Genomic DNA, 18,102 nt, shown 5'->3' on the forward strand with positions numbered 1-18,102 from the left:
GTGGCACAGGACGCGTCATGGTCTTGCTTCCGGCTGGAGGCCTGGATGCTCGATACGCGCTGCGCTCGTTTTCTGGTTGTCGATGATTCGCGCATGATGCGCCGGATCGTGGCGAGCATGATCCACGACTTCGGCGTGGGGCATGTCGACCAGGCCAGCGACGGCACGGAGGCGCTGGGCCTGCTCCGGCGGCATCATTACGACCTCGTCATCTCCGACTGGTGGATGGAGCCGATCAGCGGCTTCGAACTTCTGCTCGCGGTGCGCATGCATCCGTCGCTGGCGAAGATACCGTTCCTGATGATCACCGCCGAACGCGACTTCGGCGAAGTGCTCAATGCCAAGAGCGCGGGCGCCACCGACTATCTGCTGAAGCCGTTCACCGCCGAGACGCTCAACCGAAAACTCAGCCGCTTCGTTTCCGTCGATGCCGAGGACCGGCTCGCGCAGGTCGCCCTGGCGCGCCGTGCCGGGGTGAACCAGGACGTGGACGAGATGTTCTGAGCAGAGAGCGACACGGCAGAGAAACCCTGGACCCCGGCTTTCGCCGCGGAACAGCCAAATTTTAGACGTCCCCCATCCCCGCCAGCTCCGCGTCCTGCGCGCCTAGCGTCACGAACTGGTCGAGCAGCCAGGACGCTGCCGGCCCCGGCGGCGTATCGCGCCGCCAGATGCCCGAGAAGCGATAGGTGCCGCCGACATGGTCGGGCATCGCCAGCCGCACCAGCGTGCCCGCCACCAGGTCCGGCTCGATCATCGGCAGCGGCATGTTGCCCCAGCCGATCCCCTCGCGCAGCAGCGCGTGCTTCGCGCCGAGGTCGGCGAGCCGCCAGGTCTTGGGGCTGGCGACCGAGAAATCCTGCCCCTCGGTGAAGCGCGAGCGGTCGGTCAGCACCAGCTGGGTGTAGTCGCGCCCGGCGCCCGGCAGGATCGCCTCCATCCGGCCGAGCGGATGGTCGGGCGCCGCCACCGGGACCATCGGCACCGATCCCGCGACCATGCTCTCGATCCCCTCGACGCCCGAGGAGAGTGGCCCCGAGATGCCGATCACCGCTTCCTGATCGAGCACCATCGCGGTCACCGCGCCCAGCGCCTCGACATGCAGGCGCAGCTGCACCGTGGGATATTCGCGCACAAAGGCGCGCAGCACCTTGCCCAGCCGCTCGGCCGGCAGCATCACGTCCACCGCCAGGCTGATCTCCGCCTCCAACCCGTCGAGCAGCCCCTTCACCTTGGCGCGCAGCCCGTCCATGCCGTCCGAGATGCTCCGCGCCTCGGCGAGCAGCGCCCGGCCGGCGACGGTGAGCTGCGGCTTGCGCGTGCCCTCGCGGTCGAACAGCGTGATGCCCAGCTGCGTCTCGAGATTGGCGATGCCATAGCTTATCACCGAAACCGCCCGGTTGAGCTTGCGCCCGGCACCCGCGAAGCTGCCGGTATCGACGATAGTCAGGAAGATGCGCAGCTGGTCATAGGTCGGCGTGCCCGGCGTATTCACTATTCAACTTTCTGGAACGTTTCGGCAGATTTTATCCCTCTGATCCAGAAAGTGGGCAAGTCCTAAATCCGTCTCCACAAGGGCGGCCGGAGCCGCTCCACAGGAGACACCCCATGATCGAACTTCGTCCCTTCGACAGCCTCGGCGGCGCCAACCATGGCTGGCTCGATGCCAAGCATCATTTCTCGTTTGCCGGCTATCACGATCCCGCCCGCATGCACTGGGGCAACCTCCGCGTGTGGAACGACGACACGATCGCACCGCAGACCGGCTTCCCGCCGCACCCGCACCGCGACATGGAGATCATCACCTATGTCCGCGAAGGCGCGATCACCCACCAGGACAATCTGGGCAACAAGGGCCGCACCGAAGCGGGCGACGTCCAGGTGATGAGCGCCGGCACCGGCATCCGCCACTCGGAGTACAACCTCGAGGACGTGACCACCCGGATCTTCCAGATCTGGATCGTCCCGACCCGCGACGGCGAAGCGCCCAGCTGGGGCGCCAAGCCCTTCCCCAAGGGCGATCGCTCGGGCCATTTCGTCACGCTGGCTTCGGGATACGAGAACGACAATGACGCGCTGCCGATCCGCACCGATGCGCGGGTGGTCGGCGCCACGCTGAAGGCCGGCGAGACCGCCGAATATGCCCTGGGCGCGGACCGCAAGGCCTATCTCGTGCCCGCCAGCGGCGCGATCGAGATCGACGGCATCCGGGTCAATGCCCGGGACGGCGCGGCGATCAGCGACCTCGAGGTGCTGAAGGTCACTGCGATCGAGGACAGCGAGATCGTGATGGTCGACGCGGCCTGAACCGGAAGCGCGCGACGTCCCCCTACGCCGCGCGCTTTTTCATCGGAAGGCGTTCGATCCGCTACCGCGACAGCGCTTCGAGCAACTCTGCTGTGCTGAGGATCGCATGGGCATAGGTCGGCCCGTTCAGCGCATGGGCGGCATGCATCATCTCCTCGGAGAAGGCCGCCGTCGCGTCGCGGACCAGGGTGACGTGATAGCCGATCTCCATCGCGTAGCGGCCGGTCGATTCGATGCAGGTATTGGCGAGCAGCCCGATCAGGATGACATGGCTTATGCCGTGCTGGCGCAGCTGCTGGTCGAGATCGGTGTTGGCGAAGCCGCTCTGTGCCCAATGCTCCTTGGCGATGACGTCGCCGGGCTGAGGGACGAAGTCCGGGTGCCAGTCGCCACCCCATTCGCCGCGGGCGAAGCTGTGGCGGTGCATGATCGCGCGCTGGGTGGGATTGGGGTGCGCCCAGTCCTCGTAATCGCCCGGCTCCCACCGACGATGCGGGGCGTAGAAGACCCGCATGCCAGCGCCGCGCACCGTATCGGCGATCGCCTTGAGGTTGGCGATCAGGCCGTTCGCTTCGGCAATCGCCTGTACGCGCGGCCAGACCTTCCCGCCTTCGGACAGAAAGTCGTTATAGGGATCGACCAGCAGCAGCCCGGTCGCGCCCTTAGGATAATCGGGAGTCATGCGATTGCTCCCTTCAAGCGGCGCGGCGCGCAAAGCGCTCGATGCTGGCGGCGAACAGCGGCGTCTCGCCCTGGTTATGGGCGATCGACATGGGCTGGCGCTGCGCCCGGAACACCTCGAACGGAATGCCTTGCTTGTCGAGCAGGGTGAGCATCGCATCGGTCGCGCGCGAGCGGACATGGTTGGTGAACTCGCAGCGGCCGCTATCGATCGCCTTCACGCTCAGCTCCCAATGGACATGGATGGTCGTGCGGCCGTTCGGCGTGAACACGTCCGACACCGACTCCAGGATCAGGTGATCCCTCTCGGCGAGCGTCTCAACATAATGCTGGACCATCAGGCTGCCGCCGATGATCTCGACATTGATCGACATGCGGGTGCCGTCGGGCGCGGTGGTGAAGCCGGCGGCGACATGGGCGGGCGAGCAGCCCTGATATTCGGCATCGGGCAGGGTGAAGGCCCAGGTCGGCAGGTCGATCTTCTCGATCGGCGCGTCGACGATTGCGGAGAAGCTCGAGCTCACGATCTCGTTGTCGGTCATGGAAGATGCTCCGGTTGGGGATGGCCCGGGCAAGGTCGGCCGGGAGCTGGGTCGGAGCTATTGGACGATGGTGCCGATTGGACCTTGGTATCGGGTTTCGGGCTGGCCCGTTGATCTTCGCCGCCGCGCGATATTAGCTGCGGCTATTGGCGACCCTAAGGTGATTGTGAGACAATGCTCCGGAATGGGGAGAAAGCCGCAGGATCAGACCAGCCGCGAGACGCTGGCCCGGGAAGCCGGGCCGGTGCGCCGCTGGCTGACCGGCTATTTCCGGCGCCGTGTCCGCGACGATGACGAGGTAGAGGACCTGGTGCAGGACGTCTTCACCCGGATCGTGGCGCGCGACAGCGAGGAGTCGGTCGGCCATCTCGGCGGCTATGTCCTGCGCACCGCGGCGAGCGTGCTGGCCGATCGCGCGCGCCGCCGCGCGGTGCGGCGGAGCGACCTGCACGTCGTGCTCGACAGCGATCGCATGGGCGACGACGAACTCGATCCCGAACGGGTGCTGAGCGGCAGGGAGGACCTGAACGCCGTCACCGCCGCGCTGCTCTCGCTGCCCGAGCGGACCCGCACCGTGTTCGTGCTGCGCAGGCTCGAGGGCCAGCGTCATGCCGAGATCGCCCGGCATCTCGGCATCTCGATCAGCGCGGTGGAGAAGCACATGGTCCGCGCGATGCGGCACCTGAGCGCGGAGATGGAGAAGCGCGATGGTGCATGAGGCGCTGACCCTGGAGCGGCTGCAGGCGATGCCGCTGGACGAAGCCGCCGCGCTGCTCGCGGTGCGCCGGGCCGAGGGACTGACGGCGCAGGAGGAGGGGTTGCTGGCCGACTGGCTGGCGGCGGACCCGGCGCATGCCCGGGCCTTCGGACTGGCCGAGCGCGGCTGGGATGCGTTTGACGCGAGCGCCGACGACGAGCTTCTGGCGGCGATGCGCGCGCATGCGCTGGCGCAGCGGCGGCAAGGCGGTCGCGGCTGGCCGCAGTTCGCTGCGGTGGCGGCCGCGGTGTTCCTGTTGGTCACGGCGGGGCTGTGGTGGATGCCGTCCTTCCTGCCGGGCGGAAGCGGGCCGGCGGTGCGGGAGCTTGCCTGGACGCGCTATGCGGCGCCGGACCGTCAGGTGCGCGACGTCACCCTGGCCGATGGCAGCGTGATGACCCTCGATGCGGGCAGCGTCGCCGAAGCGCGCTTTTCGGGCGATGGCCGCGCGATCCGGCTGGTGCGCGGGCGGGCGCTGTTCGAGGTCGCGCACGATCCGTCGCGGCCCTTCGGCGTGATGGCCGCCAGCCGCCGCGTGGTGGCGCTCGGCACGCGCTTCGTCGTCGACCTCGACGACGACATGCTCAAGGTGATGCTGATCCGCGGCAAGGTCGCGGTCGAGCCGATGGGCAAGGGCGATGCGGTGACGCTGAAGCCCGGCCAGCGCTTCACCGAGCATGACGGCGCGGTCTCGGTGACGATGGTGCCGGCCCCGGTGGAGACGCCGGCCTGGAGCCAGGGGCTGGTCGATCTCAACGACGTGCCGCTCGGCCAGGCGGTGGCGGAGATCAACCGCCATGCGGCCGTCCGTGTCGTCATCCGCGATCCCGCCGTCGCGGCGCTGCGGGTCTCGGGCCAGTTCCGTGCCGGCGAGCCGGAGCGCTTCGCCCGCACCGTCGCCGAGCTGCACGGGCTACGCGTGATCCGCCGCGTGGGCGAAATCGAGCTCGCGCGAAAATAATTCTCGGATCGAGGTGTGGGTTTCCGATTCCGCTGCGTCTTTGGCGGGAATTTCGGAAGGGCACCCCAATGACCGCCACGCTCGCTTCGTACGACAGCTGCCGCTTCGAGCGGCCGCTCTTCCTGGGCAGCGCCGGGATTCCGCTGGCGCGGGTGCGGCCGAACCCCGCCGCGAAGGACCCGCATGCGATCGCGCATATCGTGCACCACGACAGGGCCGCCGCGGCGCGGCTGGCCGAGCTGTGCCGCTCCACGGGGATCGAGGCGAGCATCCATGCCAGCGTCCACGCCTTTGCCGAGGCAGCGCTGCCCGACGCGCCGGCCTGCCTGCTCATCCATGTCCGCCATTTGCCCTCGACCGAGTTCGAGCTGCTGGCCCGGCGCGTGCTGCCCGAGGCGCTGCCGCCGGTGATCGTCGCCGCCGAGCGGGCCGATGTGCGCACCGCAGTGCTGGCGATGAAGGCCGGCGCGATCGAGTTTTTCGATGGGCCGCCGCGCGATCAGGACCTGCTCGACGTGATCGCCACCGCCATCGCGATGGACCGGGCGCGCCGCCGGCTGGCGGTGGACTGCACCGCGCTACGCACGGCCCATGCCCGGCTCACCGAGCGCGAGCGCCAGGTGATGGCGCTCGTCACCCAGGGCCTGCTCAACAAGCAGGTCGCTGGCGAGCTGGGGATCAGCGAGATCACGGTGAAGGCGCATCGCGGCGCGGTGATGCGCAAGATGGGCGTGCGCACGCTCGCCGACCTGGTGCGGATGGCAGATGCGCTAGCCTATCTCTCCGGCGATAGCGAGGCGCTCTAGAAGTTCGCGTTGAAGCCCAGTTCGAAACGGCGCCGGCGGGGATCGCCATAGGGGCTGTACATCGGGGTATTGCCCACAAACGCGTTCACGGCGTCATAGGGCGGCCTTTTGTCGAAGACGTTGACGATCCCCAGATCCAGGCTGAACGCATTGTCCTTGCCGATCCAGGGCAGGCTGAAGCGCCGGCTGGCGTAGAGATCGACATAGAGTTGCGCCGACACAAAATTCGATCCCTGCAGTCGTATGGTGCCGGTGGAGCAGCACAGATACTTGTCCGACATGGCGACCCGGTAGCGGCTGAGATACTGGACGTTCGCGCCGACAAGAGAGCGTCCGACCGTCCACTCGGCACCGCCATTCGCGCGCCAGCGCAACGGGCCGTTGCGATAGCCGGCAAGATGCTCGGCTACGTCGAACGGCTCGGTCCGCGTGGTACGAATCTGCCAGGTGCCGCTCGCATAGCTGCGCAGCGTTCCCTCGGCAAAGGGCAGGGTCCAGTCCAGCTTGGCATCGACCGATTCAACGTCGAGGGTGCCCGCGTTCATCACCCGGGAATCGATCATGGTGATGAGGCCGCCGGTATAGCCGAGCGCCCGGTCCGCATCGGTGAGCGGCAGCCGGGTGACGCGCTCGGGCCAGGCATCCTCATGAGCGAGGATGGTGGACGAGTATAGCTCGACCAGATCACCGGTCCTGCGGATGTGCGAATAGTCGAAGGACAGGCGCGGACCGCGCTCCGCTGCCGGATTTAGGACCATGCCGAGCGCCAGGGTATTGGCGCGGATCGCCTTGAGGTCGGGGTTTCCCGACAATTTGGACAGATAGTCGCCGGTATCACTGAGGTCCCAGCTATTGCTCCGTTTCGGATCGGCGAGGCTATAGCGCCCCGAAGTGTAGGAAAACTCGATGAGATAATTGAGCGGCGGCGGCTGTTGCCCGGTCGCATAGCTGCCGCGCAGCATCAGCCAGGGAAAGGGAAGGAATTTCGCGCCGGCAGTGAAGGCGAGCGCCTGGAATCGGACGCGCCGCCGCTCCGAGTCCAGTTCGTCCGGATCGGTGGAGAAGCGGAAGCGCTGGTCGTCGTAGCGCGCGGCGAGCTGCAGCTCGAGGCCCTTGAGCAAGGGCACCGGCGCGTCCGCCGCGATCAGGGGAGCATTGAGCTCCGCGTGCAGCGATCGGGTGTTGCTCGTCCGGGCGGCATAGTCGGAGTAGAGCGGTTCCGGGCCGTACAGGTCGGCGAGATACTCGATGCTGAACCCGGGGACCTTCTCGATCCGGTTCTGGGCGAGAAGGGTCAGCGTCGTCGGTCCGGCGGTCATCCGCCAGACCGGGCCGGCCAGCCGCAGCGACTGCTCGCGATAGCGATTGTGCGACCGCTGCGTCGCCGCAGAGCTGCGCGTGAGCGTGGCAAGGTCGCGCTGCAGCGTGTCCCAGTCGCCAAAGGGATTGAAGCCGATATCGTCCTCGATCCCCAGCAGAGGGAAATAGCCTTTCGTCCCGCCTTTCGCCTTGTAGCGGACCGATCCGAAGGTCGCCTCCGCAGTGGCGCTCCAGCGGAAGGACAGGGGCACGATCAGGCCCGCCGTGTAGCGATCACTCGCCATGTTGACCCGGTATTGCTGCGGCGAGGCCGGGCCTGGGAAGGTCACCGCGATATAATTTTCGAACGGGTTGTTCGGGGCGTCCGGTGAGAACATCACCTGGCCATCGGAGGTCTCGCCGTCGAACCGTCCCTGGTTGCGGAGCAGGAGCACGTCGAGATACGCCTCGATTCCGCCGACGAAGCGGTGGCGAAGGTTGAAGAGCGCCGAGGTGGTGGCCGGCGTCGATCCGAGGTCGCTGGCATTGCGCTCGTCCGACAGGGTGAGATCGGTCTTGCCCGAAGCCTGCATGAGCGCGGCGACCATGTCCGCGGTGCTTCCCGAGAAGCCGCGCGGCAGATAGGTGGTGCTGGCAATGGTAGCGCCGCCATATTCGGGCTTGAAGGTCAGGGGCTCGTCGCTGAACAGCCGGGATATGTTGATCGCGTTGCTGTAGAGGCGGGTTCCGCTTCCGGAGAATTCGTCGGGCAGTATCGCGTTGACGAACTTCCGGGCTTCCAGCGCATAGTTGCGCTGGCCGTCGAGCAGCGCCTGTTCCCGGCGATGCGCGACATAGATGCTGACATTGGTGTCGCCCTGGTCCGGCGAGAAGCCGAAGCCACCCTCGAGGTTGAACCGGCGGGCATCGCCCCGGGTGCTGATCCCGGCGGTACCGTGGAGCTCGAGGCCGTGCAGGTCGCGTCGCAGCACGATGTTCACCACGCCACCCAGCGCGCCGAAGCCATAGATGCCGCCGGCCGTGCCGGTGAGCGTCTCGACCCGCTCGATCGCGTGGAACGGAATGGCGTTAAGGTCGGGCTGGGTGAAGCCCAGCGAGCTTTCCGGAATGCCGGGCAGGCGGCGGCCATCGACCAGGATCAGCGTCTGGTCCGTGCCCAGGCCGCGCAGGTCGATCTGCGAATTGGTCGCGCCCGTCTGGCCAAAGCTGTTCGGGAACATCTGCGTGTTGGCGCTGACCCGGTTGCGAAAATATTGCTCGAGATCGTTGCGGTGCGCGTTGACGATCTGGGGGCGTGTCGAAACCTGATAGGGCTGGACGTCGTTCTCGCGGCGGCGGATGTCGAGATTCTGGGTCTTGCGGCCGACCACCAGGATCTCGGGTTCGGCAAGTTCCTCGGGCGGCGCGGCTTCGGGCAGGGTGGGGCGTTCGACGACCCAGGCACCGGTGGCGGCGCGGCGATGGACGAGGTCGGTCTGGCCGAGCAGCGAACGCAGCGCGGCGTCGATCGTCATCCGGCCCTTGAGCCGCGGCGCGCGCAAGCCGCGCAGCGTGGCGCGGTCGAACAGCAGCTCGATCCCGGTCTGGCGGGCGAGGTCCTTCAGCGCGCCGTCGAGCGGGCCGCTGAGGATGTCGACCGGAAAGGCATAGCCCTCCCCGGGCGCTGGCGCGGGCGCTTCGAGACCAGGCGGTGTTAACGCAAACACGGATAGCGCGACGGATGCCAGCATGCCCGATCCCCAAGAGCAGCGGTCTCATCCGGCACATAGTGTAGAGAGGTGGTTTTAGTCCATATCGGAGCAAACCAACATGGGTCAGGCTGTTTCCGCCCGGGCGCGGGAGAGGGCGGTGGCCCACCAGTGCAGCTCGTCGAGCATCGTCGCGGCATTGGGCGCGAGATAAGGGAACTCTTCGAGCGGCTTGCCTTGCTGCCAGGCCGCGAGGAAGTCGGCGCCCTGGAGGTGCACGCCATTGCGGGTGGGCGCCATCTGGAGCTCGACGCAGATCAGCCGCAACTGCTCCACCGCCCGCGCGCCGCCGACGCTGCCATAGCCGAGAAAGGCAGCCGGCTTCCGGTTCCATTCGGGATAGGCATAATCGAGCGCGTTCTTGAGCACGGCGGGGATGCTCCGGTTATATTCGGCGGTGACGAAGATATAGCCGTCATACCCGGCGACCTTGCGCTGCCAAGCCTGGGCGATTTCGTCCTGCGAGGGCACCCAGGCATTGGAGGCGGCTTCGTCGAAGAAGGGCATCGGATAGTCGCGCAGGTCGAGCAGCTCGACGTCCATGTCGCCGCGCGCCCCGGCATGATCGAGGAGCCAGCGCGCCGGGATATCGGCGAAGCGCGTGGCGCGCGTGGTGCTCAGGATGATGGCGATGCGGGGCTGGGTCATCGGGCTGGCTCCTTGGTGGGTCAGGCGAGGGCGAAGTCGGACAGGTCGATCGAGACCATGACCGGATCGAGGATCGGCGCACCGTCCTCGCCGCGGCGATACGCACGGCGTCGGGTGGGAAAGCGAAAGCCGGAAACCTCGACGAAGTCCGAGACGAGGTGCGCACCCGCGAAACCGCCGGCGACATCGACATGATAGTCGTGGCGGGCGAGCAGGCCGTCGGGGCCGAAATAGAAGTCCTGCTGCGTGCTGTGCGTGGCGATCCGCGCGGGAAAGGTGGCGCGCAGCCCGCGCCAGGTCTCGCCGCCCGCCTCGATCGGGGCGATGTCCTCGATCCCGACATCGGGCTCGGCGAGCAGGAAGGGCGTGGTGAGATAGGTCCACAGCGCATAGCCGTTGAAATAGGCCCGGTGGAGCGGGTCCCAGGGCGTGGCGATCGCATGGCCGGCAAAGGCGGAGCGGGGATCGGCACGCTCGGCGACCACCCGGTCGCTGCTGTCGCAGATCGCGATCCGATCGGGATGGAACACACTCCGCCAGTCGGGATCGCCGAACGGGGCGAGCGTCGCCCATTCATGATCGAGCGTCACGGTGATCCGGCGCGGATCGCTGTCCTGGACCAGTCCCTTCATCCCCCAGAAGGCGCCGCCTGTAACGATCGTGGCGGAGAGCGTCTGGTAGCGGCGCCAGCGCTCGAGGCCGCCATGCGCGGCAAGGGCTTCGGTGAGGAGACTATGCATCGATCGGGTTCCTGGGGGCGGCGGAAGGGGTTCCGGCACCCCCCGATCTGGCAGCTCGACCCCGCCGGATTCCATTGGACCATGGTATTGGCGACACCATCGGACAATGGCGGGCGAAGCGGCCCCGCCGATATCCCGAGGACCTTCCAGCAGACGAGGTCTTCCCCATGGAGCATGAGCAGAAAGTCGCCATCGTCACCGGTGCGTCGCAGGGCATCGGGGCGGGGCTGGTCACCGCCTTTATGGCACGTGGCTACCGCGTCCTCGCCACCTCGCGCACGATCCGGCCGTCCGGCGATCCCGCGCTGCTGAGCGTGGCGGGCGACATCGGCGATCCGGAGACGGGTCCGCGCGTGGTCGCCGAGGCGCTGGCGCGCTTCGGGCGGGTGGACACACTGGTCAACAATGCCGGCATCTTCGTCGCGAAGCCCTTCACCGACTATACCGCCGAGGACTATGCCCGGGTGGTCGCGACCAACCTGACCGGCTTCCACTTCACCACCCAAGCGGCGGTCGCGGCGATGGCGAAGCGGGGCGGCGGGCATGTCGTCAGCATCACCACCAGCCTGGTCCGCGCGCCGAGCTCCAGGGTGCCATCGGTGCTCGCCTCGCTGAGCAAGGGCGGGATCGACGCGGCGACGCGCAGCCTGGCGATCGAATATGCCAAACGCGGCATCCGGGTGAACGCAGTCTCGCCGGGCGTGATCCGCACCCCGATGCACGCGCCCGAGACGCATGACGCGCTTGCCGCGCTCCACCCGGTCGGGCGGATGGGCGACATCGCCGACATCATCGGCGCGGTGCTCTATCTGGAGGATGCCGGCTTCGTCACCGGCGAGACGCTCCATGTCGATGGCGGCCAGGCGGCCGGGGCCTGAGGGGGAGGTACGCCATGCCGATCGTGACCGTGCAACTCACCCGCGAAGGCTCCACCCCGGATACCGACCGCCTCACGCCCGAGGAGAAGGCGGCGATCCACAAGGGGATGAGCCAGGTGCTGCTCGACGTGCTGGGCAAGCCGCTCGAATGGACCTGGGTGGTGATCGAGGAAGTCGATGTCGAGAATTGGGGCTGGGGCGGGCTGCCCGTGCTCGAATATCGCGCGAAACTGGCGGGGAAGGGCTAAGGCGCGGGCATGACTTCACCCTCCCGCTCGGTCGGCACCGCCTATCGCTTCGCCACGGTGGCGGGGCTGCGGCTCTTCTACCGTGAAGCGGGGCCGCCGGATCCGCCGGTGATCCTGATGCTGCACGGCTATCCGTCCTCCTCGCGGATGTGGGAGCGGCTGATCCCGCTGCTTGCCGACCGCTACCGGCTGGTCGCGCCCGACTATCCGGGCTTTGGGCACAGCGATGCGCCTTCGCCCGACGCATTCGCCTATACCTTCGACCGGCTTGCCGAGATGGTCGAGGGGCTGGTCGATGTGCTGGGGATCGAGCACTACGCGCTGCTCCAGCAGGATTATGGCGGGCCGATCGGCATGCGGCTGGCGGTGCGGCGGCCGGAGCGGGTGCACGCGATCCTCGTCCAGAATGCGGTGGCGCATAAGGAAGGGCTGGGGCCGCTCTGGGAATCCCGCCGAGCCTATTGGCGCGACCGGCCGGCGCATGAGGAAGCGGTGATCGGCGCCTTCACCTCGCTCGAGGGCGCGCGGCAGCGGCATCTCGGCACCAGCCCGTCGGCCGAGCGCTACGATCCCGACAGCTGGACCGACGAGGCGGCCTTCCTCGCCCGGCCGGGGCAGCGGCGGATCCAGGCCGACCTGTTCTACGATTACCGTTCCAATGTCGCGTCCTACCCGACATGGCAGGCCTGGCTGCGTGCGCACCGGCCGCCTTTGCTCGTGCTGTGGGGGCGCTACGACCCGTCCTTCGCCACCGCCGGCGCCTATGCCTATCTGCGCGACGTGCCCGATGCGGAGGTGCACATCCTCGATGCGGGCCATTTCGCGCTCGACGAGAAGCTCGAAGACTGCGCGGTGCTGATCCGCGAATTCCTTGCACGGAGGCTGAGATGATCCGCACACGACCCCTGTTCACGCTCGAGGTGGCGGTGGATGGGCTCCACCTCGCCGGCGGCCCGCCGGGTGCCGAGCGGCGGATCGGCGACCTGCCCTCGGGGCGCTTCGCCGGCGCGCGGCTATCCGGGGTGGTGCTGCCGGGCGGGACCGACTGGCAGACCCTGCGCGGCGACGGCGCGGTGCTGCTCGATGCGCGGGTGGTGCTGCGGACCGACGACGATGCGCTGATCGCGATGACCTATGCCGGCATCCGCCACGGCCCGGCCGAAGTGCTCGCCGCGATCGCGCGGGGCGAAGACGTCGATCCAGCCTCCTATTATTTCCGTATCACCGCCAGCTTCGCGACCTCGGCGCCGCGCTACGAATGGCTGAACCGCATCGTTGCGATCGGAACCGGCCACCGCCGCGCGGCAGGACCGGTCTATGAGGTGTTCGAGATCATTTAGGTATTCGCCTCATCCCTATCGGGGAGGGCGGGAGCGCCTCTGAGGATCGGCGCTCCCGCAGCTTCCGGTGCTGGGCTCAGCGGAGAGGCCGGAAGCTTTCGCGTAGTTCCTCGGTAAAGGCCTTGGGCTGTTCCCAGGCGGCGAAATGCCCGCCCTTGGGCATGCGCTTGTAGTGGATCAGCTTGGGATAGGCGCGCTCGGTCCAGCTTTTGGGAGCCGTGTAGATCTCGTCCGGGAAGGCGCTCACCGCGGTCGGCAGCGGCACATGCTTGGGCGCGAAGAAGGCGAGCTTGCTCTCCCAATAGAGCCGCGCCGAGGAGACCGCGGTGTTGGTCAGCCAGTAGAGCGTGATGTTGTCGAGGATGTCGTCGCGGGTGAGGCCCTCGGTCGCGCCGTCGAACACGCGGGCGATCAGGTCGTAGCTGCGCGCATCATGGTCGAGCATCCAGGCGGCGAGGCCGACGGGCGAGTCTTCGATAGCGTAGAGCGTCTGCGGGCGGTTGCCCATTTCCTGGGCATAGGCGAGGCCGTGCTTGTAGAAGAAGTCGAGCTGGTCCCAGGCATAGGTTTCGTCGGCCGACAGGTTGGCGGGCTTTTTGCCCGAAGCGAGCGCGGCGGCGATCTCGTCGGGAATGGTCGCGGGCATGTTGGTGTGGATGCCGAGCAGGCCCGGCGGTGTGAGCAGTGCCAGCTGCTCGGTCACCGCATTGCCCCAGTCACCGCCCTGCGCGACGTAGCGGGTGTAGCCGAGACGCTGCATCAGCACGGCCCAAGCCTTGGCGATGCGGATCGGATCCCAGCCGAGCACGGTCGGCTTGCCCGAGAAGCCATGGCCGGGGAGCGAGGGGATCACCACGTCGAACGCGTCCGCCGCCGTGCCGCCGAATGCGGTGGGGTCGGTGAGCGGGCCGATGATCTTCATCTGCTCGATGATCGAGCCCGGCCAGCCATGGGTGACGATCACCGGCAGCGCGCCCGCGTGCTTCGACTTCACATGGATGAAGTGGATGTCGACGCCGTCGATGCGGGTGACGAACTGGGGCAGCTTGTCGAGCCGCGCCTCGAGCTTGCGCCAGTCATGGCTGGTCGCCCAGTAACGCGCGAGCTTCTCGATCGTAGCGAGCTGCACGCCCTGGGTAGTGTCGGTCACGACTTCCTTGCTCGGCCATCTGGTCGCCAGGACGCGGCGCCTGAGATCGGCGAGTTCCTCATCCTTCGCCCGGTAATGGAAGGGACGGATGCTGGTGTCGTCGTCCGAGCCGGCCGGTGCGACTGTGCCGATCAGCGCGGCGCCGGCCAGCGGCGCGGTAGAGACGCTGGATGCGGCCCTGGCGGTGGAAAGCGTCGCAGTCGCGACCGGGGCGGGGGCCTGGGCAGCATGTGCGGCGAGCGGCATCACTGCACCGGCGGCGCCCACCGCGGCGGAAGTGAGCAGAAACTGGCGGCGGCCGAGCGAGGAACGGGATTCAGGCATGATCATGCTCCACTGGTTGCTGGAGCCTGCCAGGAGTCCCCGCACAGCCTCCCGAAATGTCAGGGTGCGGACAGGAACAAGGAGAGTGCCCGCGGCCCGGACTATGGGTCCGTCGGCGCTGGCGCGGCTATTGCACCATGGTCTCCCATATACCTTGGTATCGCGCCGCCCGCGCGCCTAGCCGATTGCCCGCGTGCTGGACCGGATGACGAGTTCGTGGGGCAGGGTGATCTGGCTCACCAGACTTTCGCCGCCGCGCAAAATGTTCACGAGGAGCTCGACTGCCTGGTGCCCGATGCGCCCCTTGGGCTGGGCGATGGTGGTGAGGCCGGGCTGGAAGAAGCGGGCGAGCGGCAGGTCATCGAAGCCGATGACCGAAATATCGTCCGGGCAGCTGAGGCCTGCCTGGCGGATTGCGCTGATCGCGCCCATCGCCATTTCGTCGCTGAAGCAGAACAGCCCGGTCACGCCCTGTGCGATCAGATCCGAGACATGGCCGGCGGCGGACTGGGCGGAATAGTCGCCGACACGGACCTGCAGCCGGTCGCGAAGGCCATGGCGTTCGGCCGCCTGGATCGCGCCGGCGAGGCGGTCGCGGCTGATCGGGCTGACATGCGGGCCGGTGACGACGCCGATGTCGCGGTGCCCGAGCCTGACGAGATGCTCGAGCGCGTCGCAGCCGGCAGCGGCATTGTCGATATGCACGCTCGGCACGCCGATATCGGGGCTGTACTCGCAGCCATTGACCACCGGGGCGCGGGCGCCCTGCTTCGAGATCATGGGACGCAGATTGTCCGGCAGGCGATGCCCGAGGAAGACCAGCCCGTCGACCTCGCGGCTGGAGAGCATGTCGGCATACTGGTCCTCGATCGAAGGATCGTGCCGTGTGTCGCCGACGACGACCGCATAGCCGGCATCGCGCGCAGCTTCCTCGGCGCCGCGAATCACGCTGGCGAAGAAGGGGTTGGAGATGTCCGGGACGGTGACGAGAATCTTGGCGGCGCGGAGCGTTCGGAGCGTTCGGGCGGCGACATTGGGCTTGTAGCCCAACGAATCGACGACCTCGAGCACGCGCAGGCGCGTCGTCTCCGAGACCCGATCCGGATGGCTCAGGACGCGTGAAACCGTGGCTGTGGAGACGCCCGCCATCGCGGCGACCTGGATGATCGTCGGCATCGGCCCTTCATGCCGCTTGTTCGCTCCATTTGTCGATACGCAACAATGTAATCCTTTACATCCATATTTATCCGACCTAGCCTGAGTCCCGGCAAGCAGGAAAACTGCAGCGGAAAAGGGAGAGGGGCTTCATGGCCACTTTGGGCAAGGATGCGCTCGCGGCATCGCAGCGTCCGGTATCGGGAATGCTCATGGGACGCCTCAGCGCGCTCATGTTCATGCAGTTCTTCGTCTGGGGCGCGTGGAACGTCACGCTCGGTCTGGTCATGCAGACCGTCGGCATCGGCAGCCTGATCGCAAACGCATTCTCGGTCGGCCCGATCGCCTCGATCGCCGGTTCCTTCCTGCTCGGCATGGCGGCGACCCGCTATCTGAGCCCCAAGGCGCTGATGGTGATCCTGCACCTGGTCGGCGGCGCGATCCTGCTGGTGATGCCGGCGCTGGTGACGCCCGAGAATGGCACCACCTTCGTCTGGGTCCTGCTCGGCTACATGATCCTCTACATGCCGACAGTCGGCCTGGCGAACACGATCGCGCTGAAGAGCTTTGGCGAGCGGACCGACCGCTTCCCCTTCGTCCGCGCATTCGGCACGCTGGGCTGGATCGTCGCGGGCCTGATCATCGGCTGGGTCGGCCTGTCGGCGAGCCCGGAGATCTTCCGCGTCGCCGCAATCGTCTCGATCGCGCTCGGCCTCTACAGCCTGACCCTTCCCAATGTCGCGCCCGACGCGCCACGCGACGAGAGCCTGGTCCGCCAGGTGCTGTGCGTCGAGGCGTTCGGCCTGATGCGGCAGCGCTCCTATCTGATCTTCATCCTGGCAGCGACGCTGATCTCGGTCCCGCTGGCGATGTACTATGCCTATGCCTCGGCCTATCTCGGCGTGGCGGGCATCGAGAATGTCAGCGGCACCATGGCGATCGGGCAGATGTCCGAGCTGCTGTTCATGTTCTCCATGCCCTGGCTGTACCGCCGCTTCGGGGTGAAGCCGCTGCTGCTGGTCGGCATGATCGCCTGGGCGCTACGCTATGCGCTGTTCGCGATCGGCGACGGCGGGAGCTCGCTCTGGGCGATCTATCTCGGCGTGGCGCTGCACGGCGTGTGCTACGACTTCTTCTTCGTCGCCGGGGCGATCTATACCGGTACCATCGCCTCGCCAAAGGGCGTCAACGCCCAGGCGCAGGGCATGCTGACCCTGTTCACCTATGGCGTCGGCATGCTGCTCGGCTCGCAGATCGGCGGGCTGCTCTACGCGCAGCTGCCCCAGGCCTCGACCATCGCCGACTGGCACCAGATGTGGTGGTACCCGGCGATCGCGGCCGCGGTCATCGCGATCCTGTTCCAGCTTCTCTTCCGCGACGACAGCCGGACGGAGGCCGCAGCATGAAGGCGATGAAGGGACCCGCGATCTTCCTCGCCCAGTTCCTGGGCGACGCCGCGCCGTTCGACACGCTGGACGGGCTGGCGAAATGGGCCGGCGAGCTCGGCTATGTCGGCGTCCAGATCCCCTGCGATCCGCGGCTGATCGACCTGAAGCTCGCCGCCGAGAGCAAGGCCTATTGCGACGATCTGCGCGGCCGGCTCGCCAAGTTCGGCGTCGAGCCGACCGAGCTCTCGACCCATCTCCAGGGCCAGCTCGTCGCGGTGCATCCGGCCTATGACCAGCTGTTCGACGGCTTCGCCCCGCCCGAGCTGCACGGCAAGCCGGCCGAGCGCCAGGCCTGGGCGGTGGAGCAGGTCAAGCTCGCCGCCAGGGCAAGCGCCAATCTCGGGCTGAACGCGCATGCGACCTTCTCGGGCGCGCTCGCCTGGCCCTATGTCTATCCCTGGCCGCAGCGGCCGGCGGGGTTGGTCGAGGAGGCGTTCGCCGAGCTCGCGCGCCGCTGGATCCCGATCCTCGACGTGTTCGAGGAAGCGGGCGTCGACTGCGCCTATGAGATCCATCCGGGCGAGGACATCCATGACGGCGCGACTTGGGAGCGGTTCCTCGAGGCGGTCGGCAACCACCCCCGCGCACGCATCTTGTTCGACCCGTCACACTATGTGCTGCAGCAGCTCGACTATCTCGACTTCATCGACCGCTATCACGACCGGATCTCGTGCTTCCACGTCAAGGATGCCGAGTTCAACCCGACCGGACGGACCGGCGTCTATGGCGGCTATGAGAGCTGGGTGAACCGCGCCGGGCGCTTCCGCTCGCTGGGCGACGGCCAGGTCGATTTCGTCGGCATCTTCAGCAAGTTCGCCCAATATGGCTATGGCGGCTGGGCGGTGCTCGAATGGGAGTGCGCGCTCAAGCGGTCCGAGGACGGTGCTCGCGAAGGCGCACCGTTCATCCGCGATCACATCATCCGCGTGACCGAACGCCCCTTTGACGACTTCGCCGCGAGCGGTGTCGATCGGGCGGCGATCCGCGCGCTGCTGGGGCTTTCGCCGCAGCAGGACTGAACTCGAACTCGTCGGTTTAGGGAATAGGCG

General features: G+C 67.4%; 19 protein-coding genes. 11 read left to right on the forward strand and 8 right to left on the reverse strand.

Annotated features, from left to right (window positions below; translation table 11 throughout):
• Positions 1–45: 45 nt before the first annotated feature.
• The gene (locus J2W22_RS21785; protein WP_307120372.1) at positions 46–504 is read left to right on the forward strand and encodes a response regulator; all 459 of its coding nucleotides are present in this window, start codon (positions 46–48) and stop codon (positions 502–504) included.
• A gap of 61 nt (positions 505–565) precedes the next feature.
• On the opposite strand, the gene J2W22_RS21790 is transcribed toward J2W22_RS21785, so the two are convergent.
• A complete protein-coding gene (locus tag J2W22_RS21790; protein WP_307120373.1) occupies positions 566–1,495 on the reverse strand; it encodes a LysR family transcriptional regulator in 930 nt (309 codons plus the stop codon).
• A 113-nt stretch (positions 1,496–1,608) separates the two neighbouring features.
• Between J2W22_RS21790 and J2W22_RS21795 the strand changes: the two genes are divergently transcribed.
• Positions 1,609–2,307, forward strand: coding sequence for a pirin family protein (locus J2W22_RS21795; protein ID WP_307120374.1), 699 nt, complete (start codon positions 1,609–1,611; stop codon positions 2,305–2,307).
• Positions 2,308–2,368: 61 nt separating this feature from the next.
• Here the strand turns inward: J2W22_RS21795 and J2W22_RS21800 are convergent, their stop codons facing one another.
• Both J2W22_RS21800 and J2W22_RS21805 read right to left on the reverse strand, forming a co-directional pair.
• Complete coding sequence (locus J2W22_RS21800; protein ID WP_307120375.1) at positions 2,369–2,989, reverse strand: cysteine hydrolase family protein; 621 nt, start codon at positions 2,987–2,989, stop codon at positions 2,369–2,371.
• 13 nt (positions 2,990–3,002) lie between these two features.
• Positions 3,003–3,530: a hypothetical protein gene (locus J2W22_RS21805; RefSeq protein WP_307120376.1), complete on the reverse strand. Its 528-nt coding sequence runs from the start codon at positions 3,528–3,530 to the stop codon at positions 3,003–3,005.
• Between the two features lie 184 nt (positions 3,531–3,714).
• Between J2W22_RS21805 and J2W22_RS21810 the strand changes: the two genes are divergently transcribed.
• The 3 genes from J2W22_RS21810 to J2W22_RS21820 all read left to right on the forward strand — a co-directional run bounded on the left by J2W22_RS21810 (position 3,715) and on the right by J2W22_RS21820 (position 6,054).
• Positions 3,715–4,248 carry an RNA polymerase sigma factor gene (locus J2W22_RS21810; protein ID WP_307120377.1) on the forward strand — a complete coding sequence of 178 codons (534 nt, stop codon included), beginning with the start codon at positions 3,715–3,717 and terminating at the stop codon, positions 4,246–4,248.
• Positions 4,238–5,248: a FecR family protein gene (locus J2W22_RS21815; RefSeq protein ID WP_307120378.1), complete on the forward strand. Its 1,011-nt coding sequence runs from the start codon at positions 4,238–4,240 to the stop codon at positions 5,246–5,248. Before J2W22_RS21810 ends, J2W22_RS21815 begins: the two co-directional genes overlap by 11 nt.
• Positions 5,249–5,316: 68 nt before the next feature.
• A complete protein-coding gene (locus J2W22_RS21820) occupies positions 5,317–6,054 on the forward strand; it encodes a response regulator transcription factor (protein ID WP_307120379.1) in 738 nt (245 codons plus the stop codon).
• Here J2W22_RS21820 and J2W22_RS21825 read toward each other — a convergent pair.
• From J2W22_RS21825 to J2W22_RS21835, 3 genes are all read right to left on the reverse strand, one after another.
• On the reverse strand, positions 6,051–9,104 hold the full coding sequence (locus tag J2W22_RS21825; RefSeq protein WP_307120380.1) for a TonB-dependent receptor: 3,054 nt from the start codon (positions 9,102–9,104) through the stop codon (positions 6,051–6,053). The genes J2W22_RS21820 and J2W22_RS21825 overlap by 4 nt on opposite strands.
• An 84-nt stretch (positions 9,105–9,188) precedes the next feature.
• Complete coding sequence (locus J2W22_RS21830; protein WP_307120381.1) at positions 9,189–9,770, reverse strand: NADPH-dependent FMN reductase; 582 nt, start codon at positions 9,768–9,770, stop codon at positions 9,189–9,191.
• A 20-nt stretch (positions 9,771–9,790) separates the two neighbouring features.
• Positions 9,791–10,510 carry a hypothetical protein gene (locus J2W22_RS21835; RefSeq protein WP_307120382.1) on the reverse strand — a complete coding sequence of 240 codons (720 nt, stop codon included), beginning with the start codon at positions 10,508–10,510 and terminating at the stop codon, positions 9,791–9,793.
• A gap of 167 nt (positions 10,511–10,677) precedes the next feature.
• On the opposite strand from J2W22_RS21835, the gene J2W22_RS21840 reads away from it, so the two are divergent.
• The 4 genes from J2W22_RS21840 to J2W22_RS21855 are packed head-to-tail and all read left to right on the forward strand — an operon-like array spanning position 10,678 to position 12,976.
• Positions 10,678–11,388 carry an SDR family NAD(P)-dependent oxidoreductase gene (locus J2W22_RS21840; RefSeq protein WP_307120383.1) on the forward strand — a complete coding sequence of 237 codons (711 nt, stop codon included), beginning with the start codon at positions 10,678–10,680 and terminating at the stop codon, positions 11,386–11,388.
• A gap of 14 nt (positions 11,389–11,402) precedes the next feature.
• Positions 11,403–11,636, forward strand: coding sequence for a tautomerase family protein (locus tag J2W22_RS21845; protein ID WP_307120384.1), 234 nt, complete (start codon positions 11,403–11,405; stop codon positions 11,634–11,636).
• A 9-nt stretch (positions 11,637–11,645) separates the two neighbouring features.
• Positions 11,646–12,527: an alpha/beta fold hydrolase gene (locus tag J2W22_RS21850; RefSeq protein ID WP_307120385.1), complete on the forward strand. Its 882-nt coding sequence runs from the start codon at positions 11,646–11,648 to the stop codon at positions 12,525–12,527.
• A complete protein-coding gene (locus tag J2W22_RS21855) occupies positions 12,524–12,976 on the forward strand; it encodes a DUF3237 domain-containing protein (RefSeq protein ID WP_307120386.1) in 453 nt (150 codons plus the stop codon). The genes J2W22_RS21850 and J2W22_RS21855 overlap by 4 nt, the downstream gene beginning before the upstream one ends.
• 76 nt (positions 12,977–13,052) lie before the next feature.
• Here J2W22_RS21855 and J2W22_RS21860 read toward each other — a convergent pair whose 3' ends face one another.
• Positions 13,053–14,450 carry an epoxide hydrolase family protein gene (locus J2W22_RS21860; protein ID WP_307120387.1) on the reverse strand — a complete coding sequence of 466 codons (1,398 nt, stop codon included), beginning with the start codon at positions 14,448–14,450 and terminating at the stop codon, positions 13,053–13,055.
• 177 nt (positions 14,451–14,627) lie between these two features.
• Positions 14,628–15,626, reverse strand: a complete 999-nt coding sequence (locus tag J2W22_RS21865; RefSeq protein WP_307120388.1) for a LacI family DNA-binding transcriptional regulator — start codon at positions 15,624–15,626, stop codon at positions 14,628–14,630.
• Between the two features lie 131 nt (positions 15,627–15,757).
• On the opposite strand from J2W22_RS21865, the gene J2W22_RS21870 reads away from it, so the two are divergent.
• Complete coding sequence (locus J2W22_RS21870; protein ID WP_307120389.1) at positions 15,758–17,011, forward strand: MFS transporter; 1,254 nt, start codon at positions 15,758–15,760, stop codon at positions 17,009–17,011.
• Complete coding sequence (locus J2W22_RS21875; protein WP_307120390.1) at positions 17,008–18,072, forward strand: sugar phosphate isomerase/epimerase family protein; 1,065 nt, start codon at positions 17,008–17,010, stop codon at positions 18,070–18,072. The genes J2W22_RS21870 and J2W22_RS21875 overlap by 4 nt, the downstream gene beginning before the upstream one ends.
• The last annotated feature ends 30 nt before the right edge of the window (positions 18,073–18,102 follow it).

Source organism: Sphingomonas kyeonggiensis (assembly GCF_030812785.1).
GTDB lineage: Bacteria > Pseudomonadota > Alphaproteobacteria > Sphingomonadales > Sphingomonadaceae > Sphingomonas > Sphingomonas kyeonggiensis_B.

Excerpts from the sequence above, each read along its gene's own strand:
- J2W22_RS21820 (WP_307120379.1), top strand. The coding sequence starts at position 5,317 with ATGACCGCCACGCTCGCTTCGTACGACAGCTGCCGCTTCGAGCGGCCG.
- J2W22_RS21815 (WP_307120378.1), top strand. The coding sequence starts at position 4,238 with ATGGTGCATGAGGCGCTGACCCTGGAGCGGCTGCAGGCGATGCCGCTG.
- J2W22_RS21830 (WP_307120381.1), bottom strand. The coding sequence starts at position 9,770 with ATGACCCAGCCCCGCATCGCCATCATCCTGAGCACCACGCGCGCCACG.
- J2W22_RS21785 (WP_307120372.1), top strand. The coding sequence starts at position 46 with ATGCTCGATACGCGCTGCGCTCGTTTTCTGGTTGTCGATGATTCGCGC.
- J2W22_RS21810 (WP_307120377.1), top strand. The coding sequence starts at position 3,715 with ATGGGGAGAAAGCCGCAGGATCAGACCAGCCGCGAGACGCTGGCCCGG.
- J2W22_RS21875 (WP_307120390.1), top strand. The coding sequence starts at position 17,008 with ATGAAGGCGATGAAGGGACCCGCGATCTTCCTCGCCCAGTTCCTGGGC.
- J2W22_RS21805 (WP_307120376.1), bottom strand. The coding sequence starts at position 3,530 with ATGACCGACAACGAGATCGTGAGCTCGAGCTTCTCCGCAATCGTCGAC.
- J2W22_RS21840 (WP_307120383.1), top strand. The coding sequence starts at position 10,678 with ATGGAGCATGAGCAGAAAGTCGCCATCGTCACCGGTGCGTCGCAGGGC.
- J2W22_RS21835 (WP_307120382.1), bottom strand. The coding sequence starts at position 10,510 with ATGCATAGTCTCCTCACCGAAGCCCTTGCCGCGCATGGCGGCCTCGAG.
- J2W22_RS21870 (WP_307120389.1), top strand. The coding sequence starts at position 15,758 with ATGGCCACTTTGGGCAAGGATGCGCTCGCGGCATCGCAGCGTCCGGTA.
- J2W22_RS21845 (WP_307120384.1), top strand. The coding sequence starts at position 11,403 with ATGCCGATCGTGACCGTGCAACTCACCCGCGAAGGCTCCACCCCGGAT.
- J2W22_RS21860 (WP_307120387.1), bottom strand. The coding sequence starts at position 14,450 with ATGCCTGAATCCCGTTCCTCGCTCGGCCGCCGCCAGTTTCTGCTCACT.
- J2W22_RS21865 (WP_307120388.1), bottom strand. The coding sequence starts at position 15,626 with ATGCCGACGATCATCCAGGTCGCCGCGATGGCGGGCGTCTCCACAGCC.
- J2W22_RS21855 (WP_307120386.1), top strand. The coding sequence starts at position 12,524 with ATGATCCGCACACGACCCCTGTTCACGCTCGAGGTGGCGGTGGATGGG.
- J2W22_RS21850 (WP_307120385.1), top strand. The coding sequence starts at position 11,646 with ATGACTTCACCCTCCCGCTCGGTCGGCACCGCCTATCGCTTCGCCACG.
- J2W22_RS21800 (WP_307120375.1), bottom strand. The coding sequence starts at position 2,989 with ATGACTCCCGATTATCCTAAGGGCGCGACCGGGCTGCTGCTGGTCGAT.
- J2W22_RS21795 (WP_307120374.1), top strand. The coding sequence starts at position 1,609 with ATGATCGAACTTCGTCCCTTCGACAGCCTCGGCGGCGCCAACCATGGC.
- J2W22_RS21825 (WP_307120380.1), bottom strand. The coding sequence starts at position 9,104 with ATGCTGGCATCCGTCGCGCTATCCGTGTTTGCGTTAACACCGCCTGGT.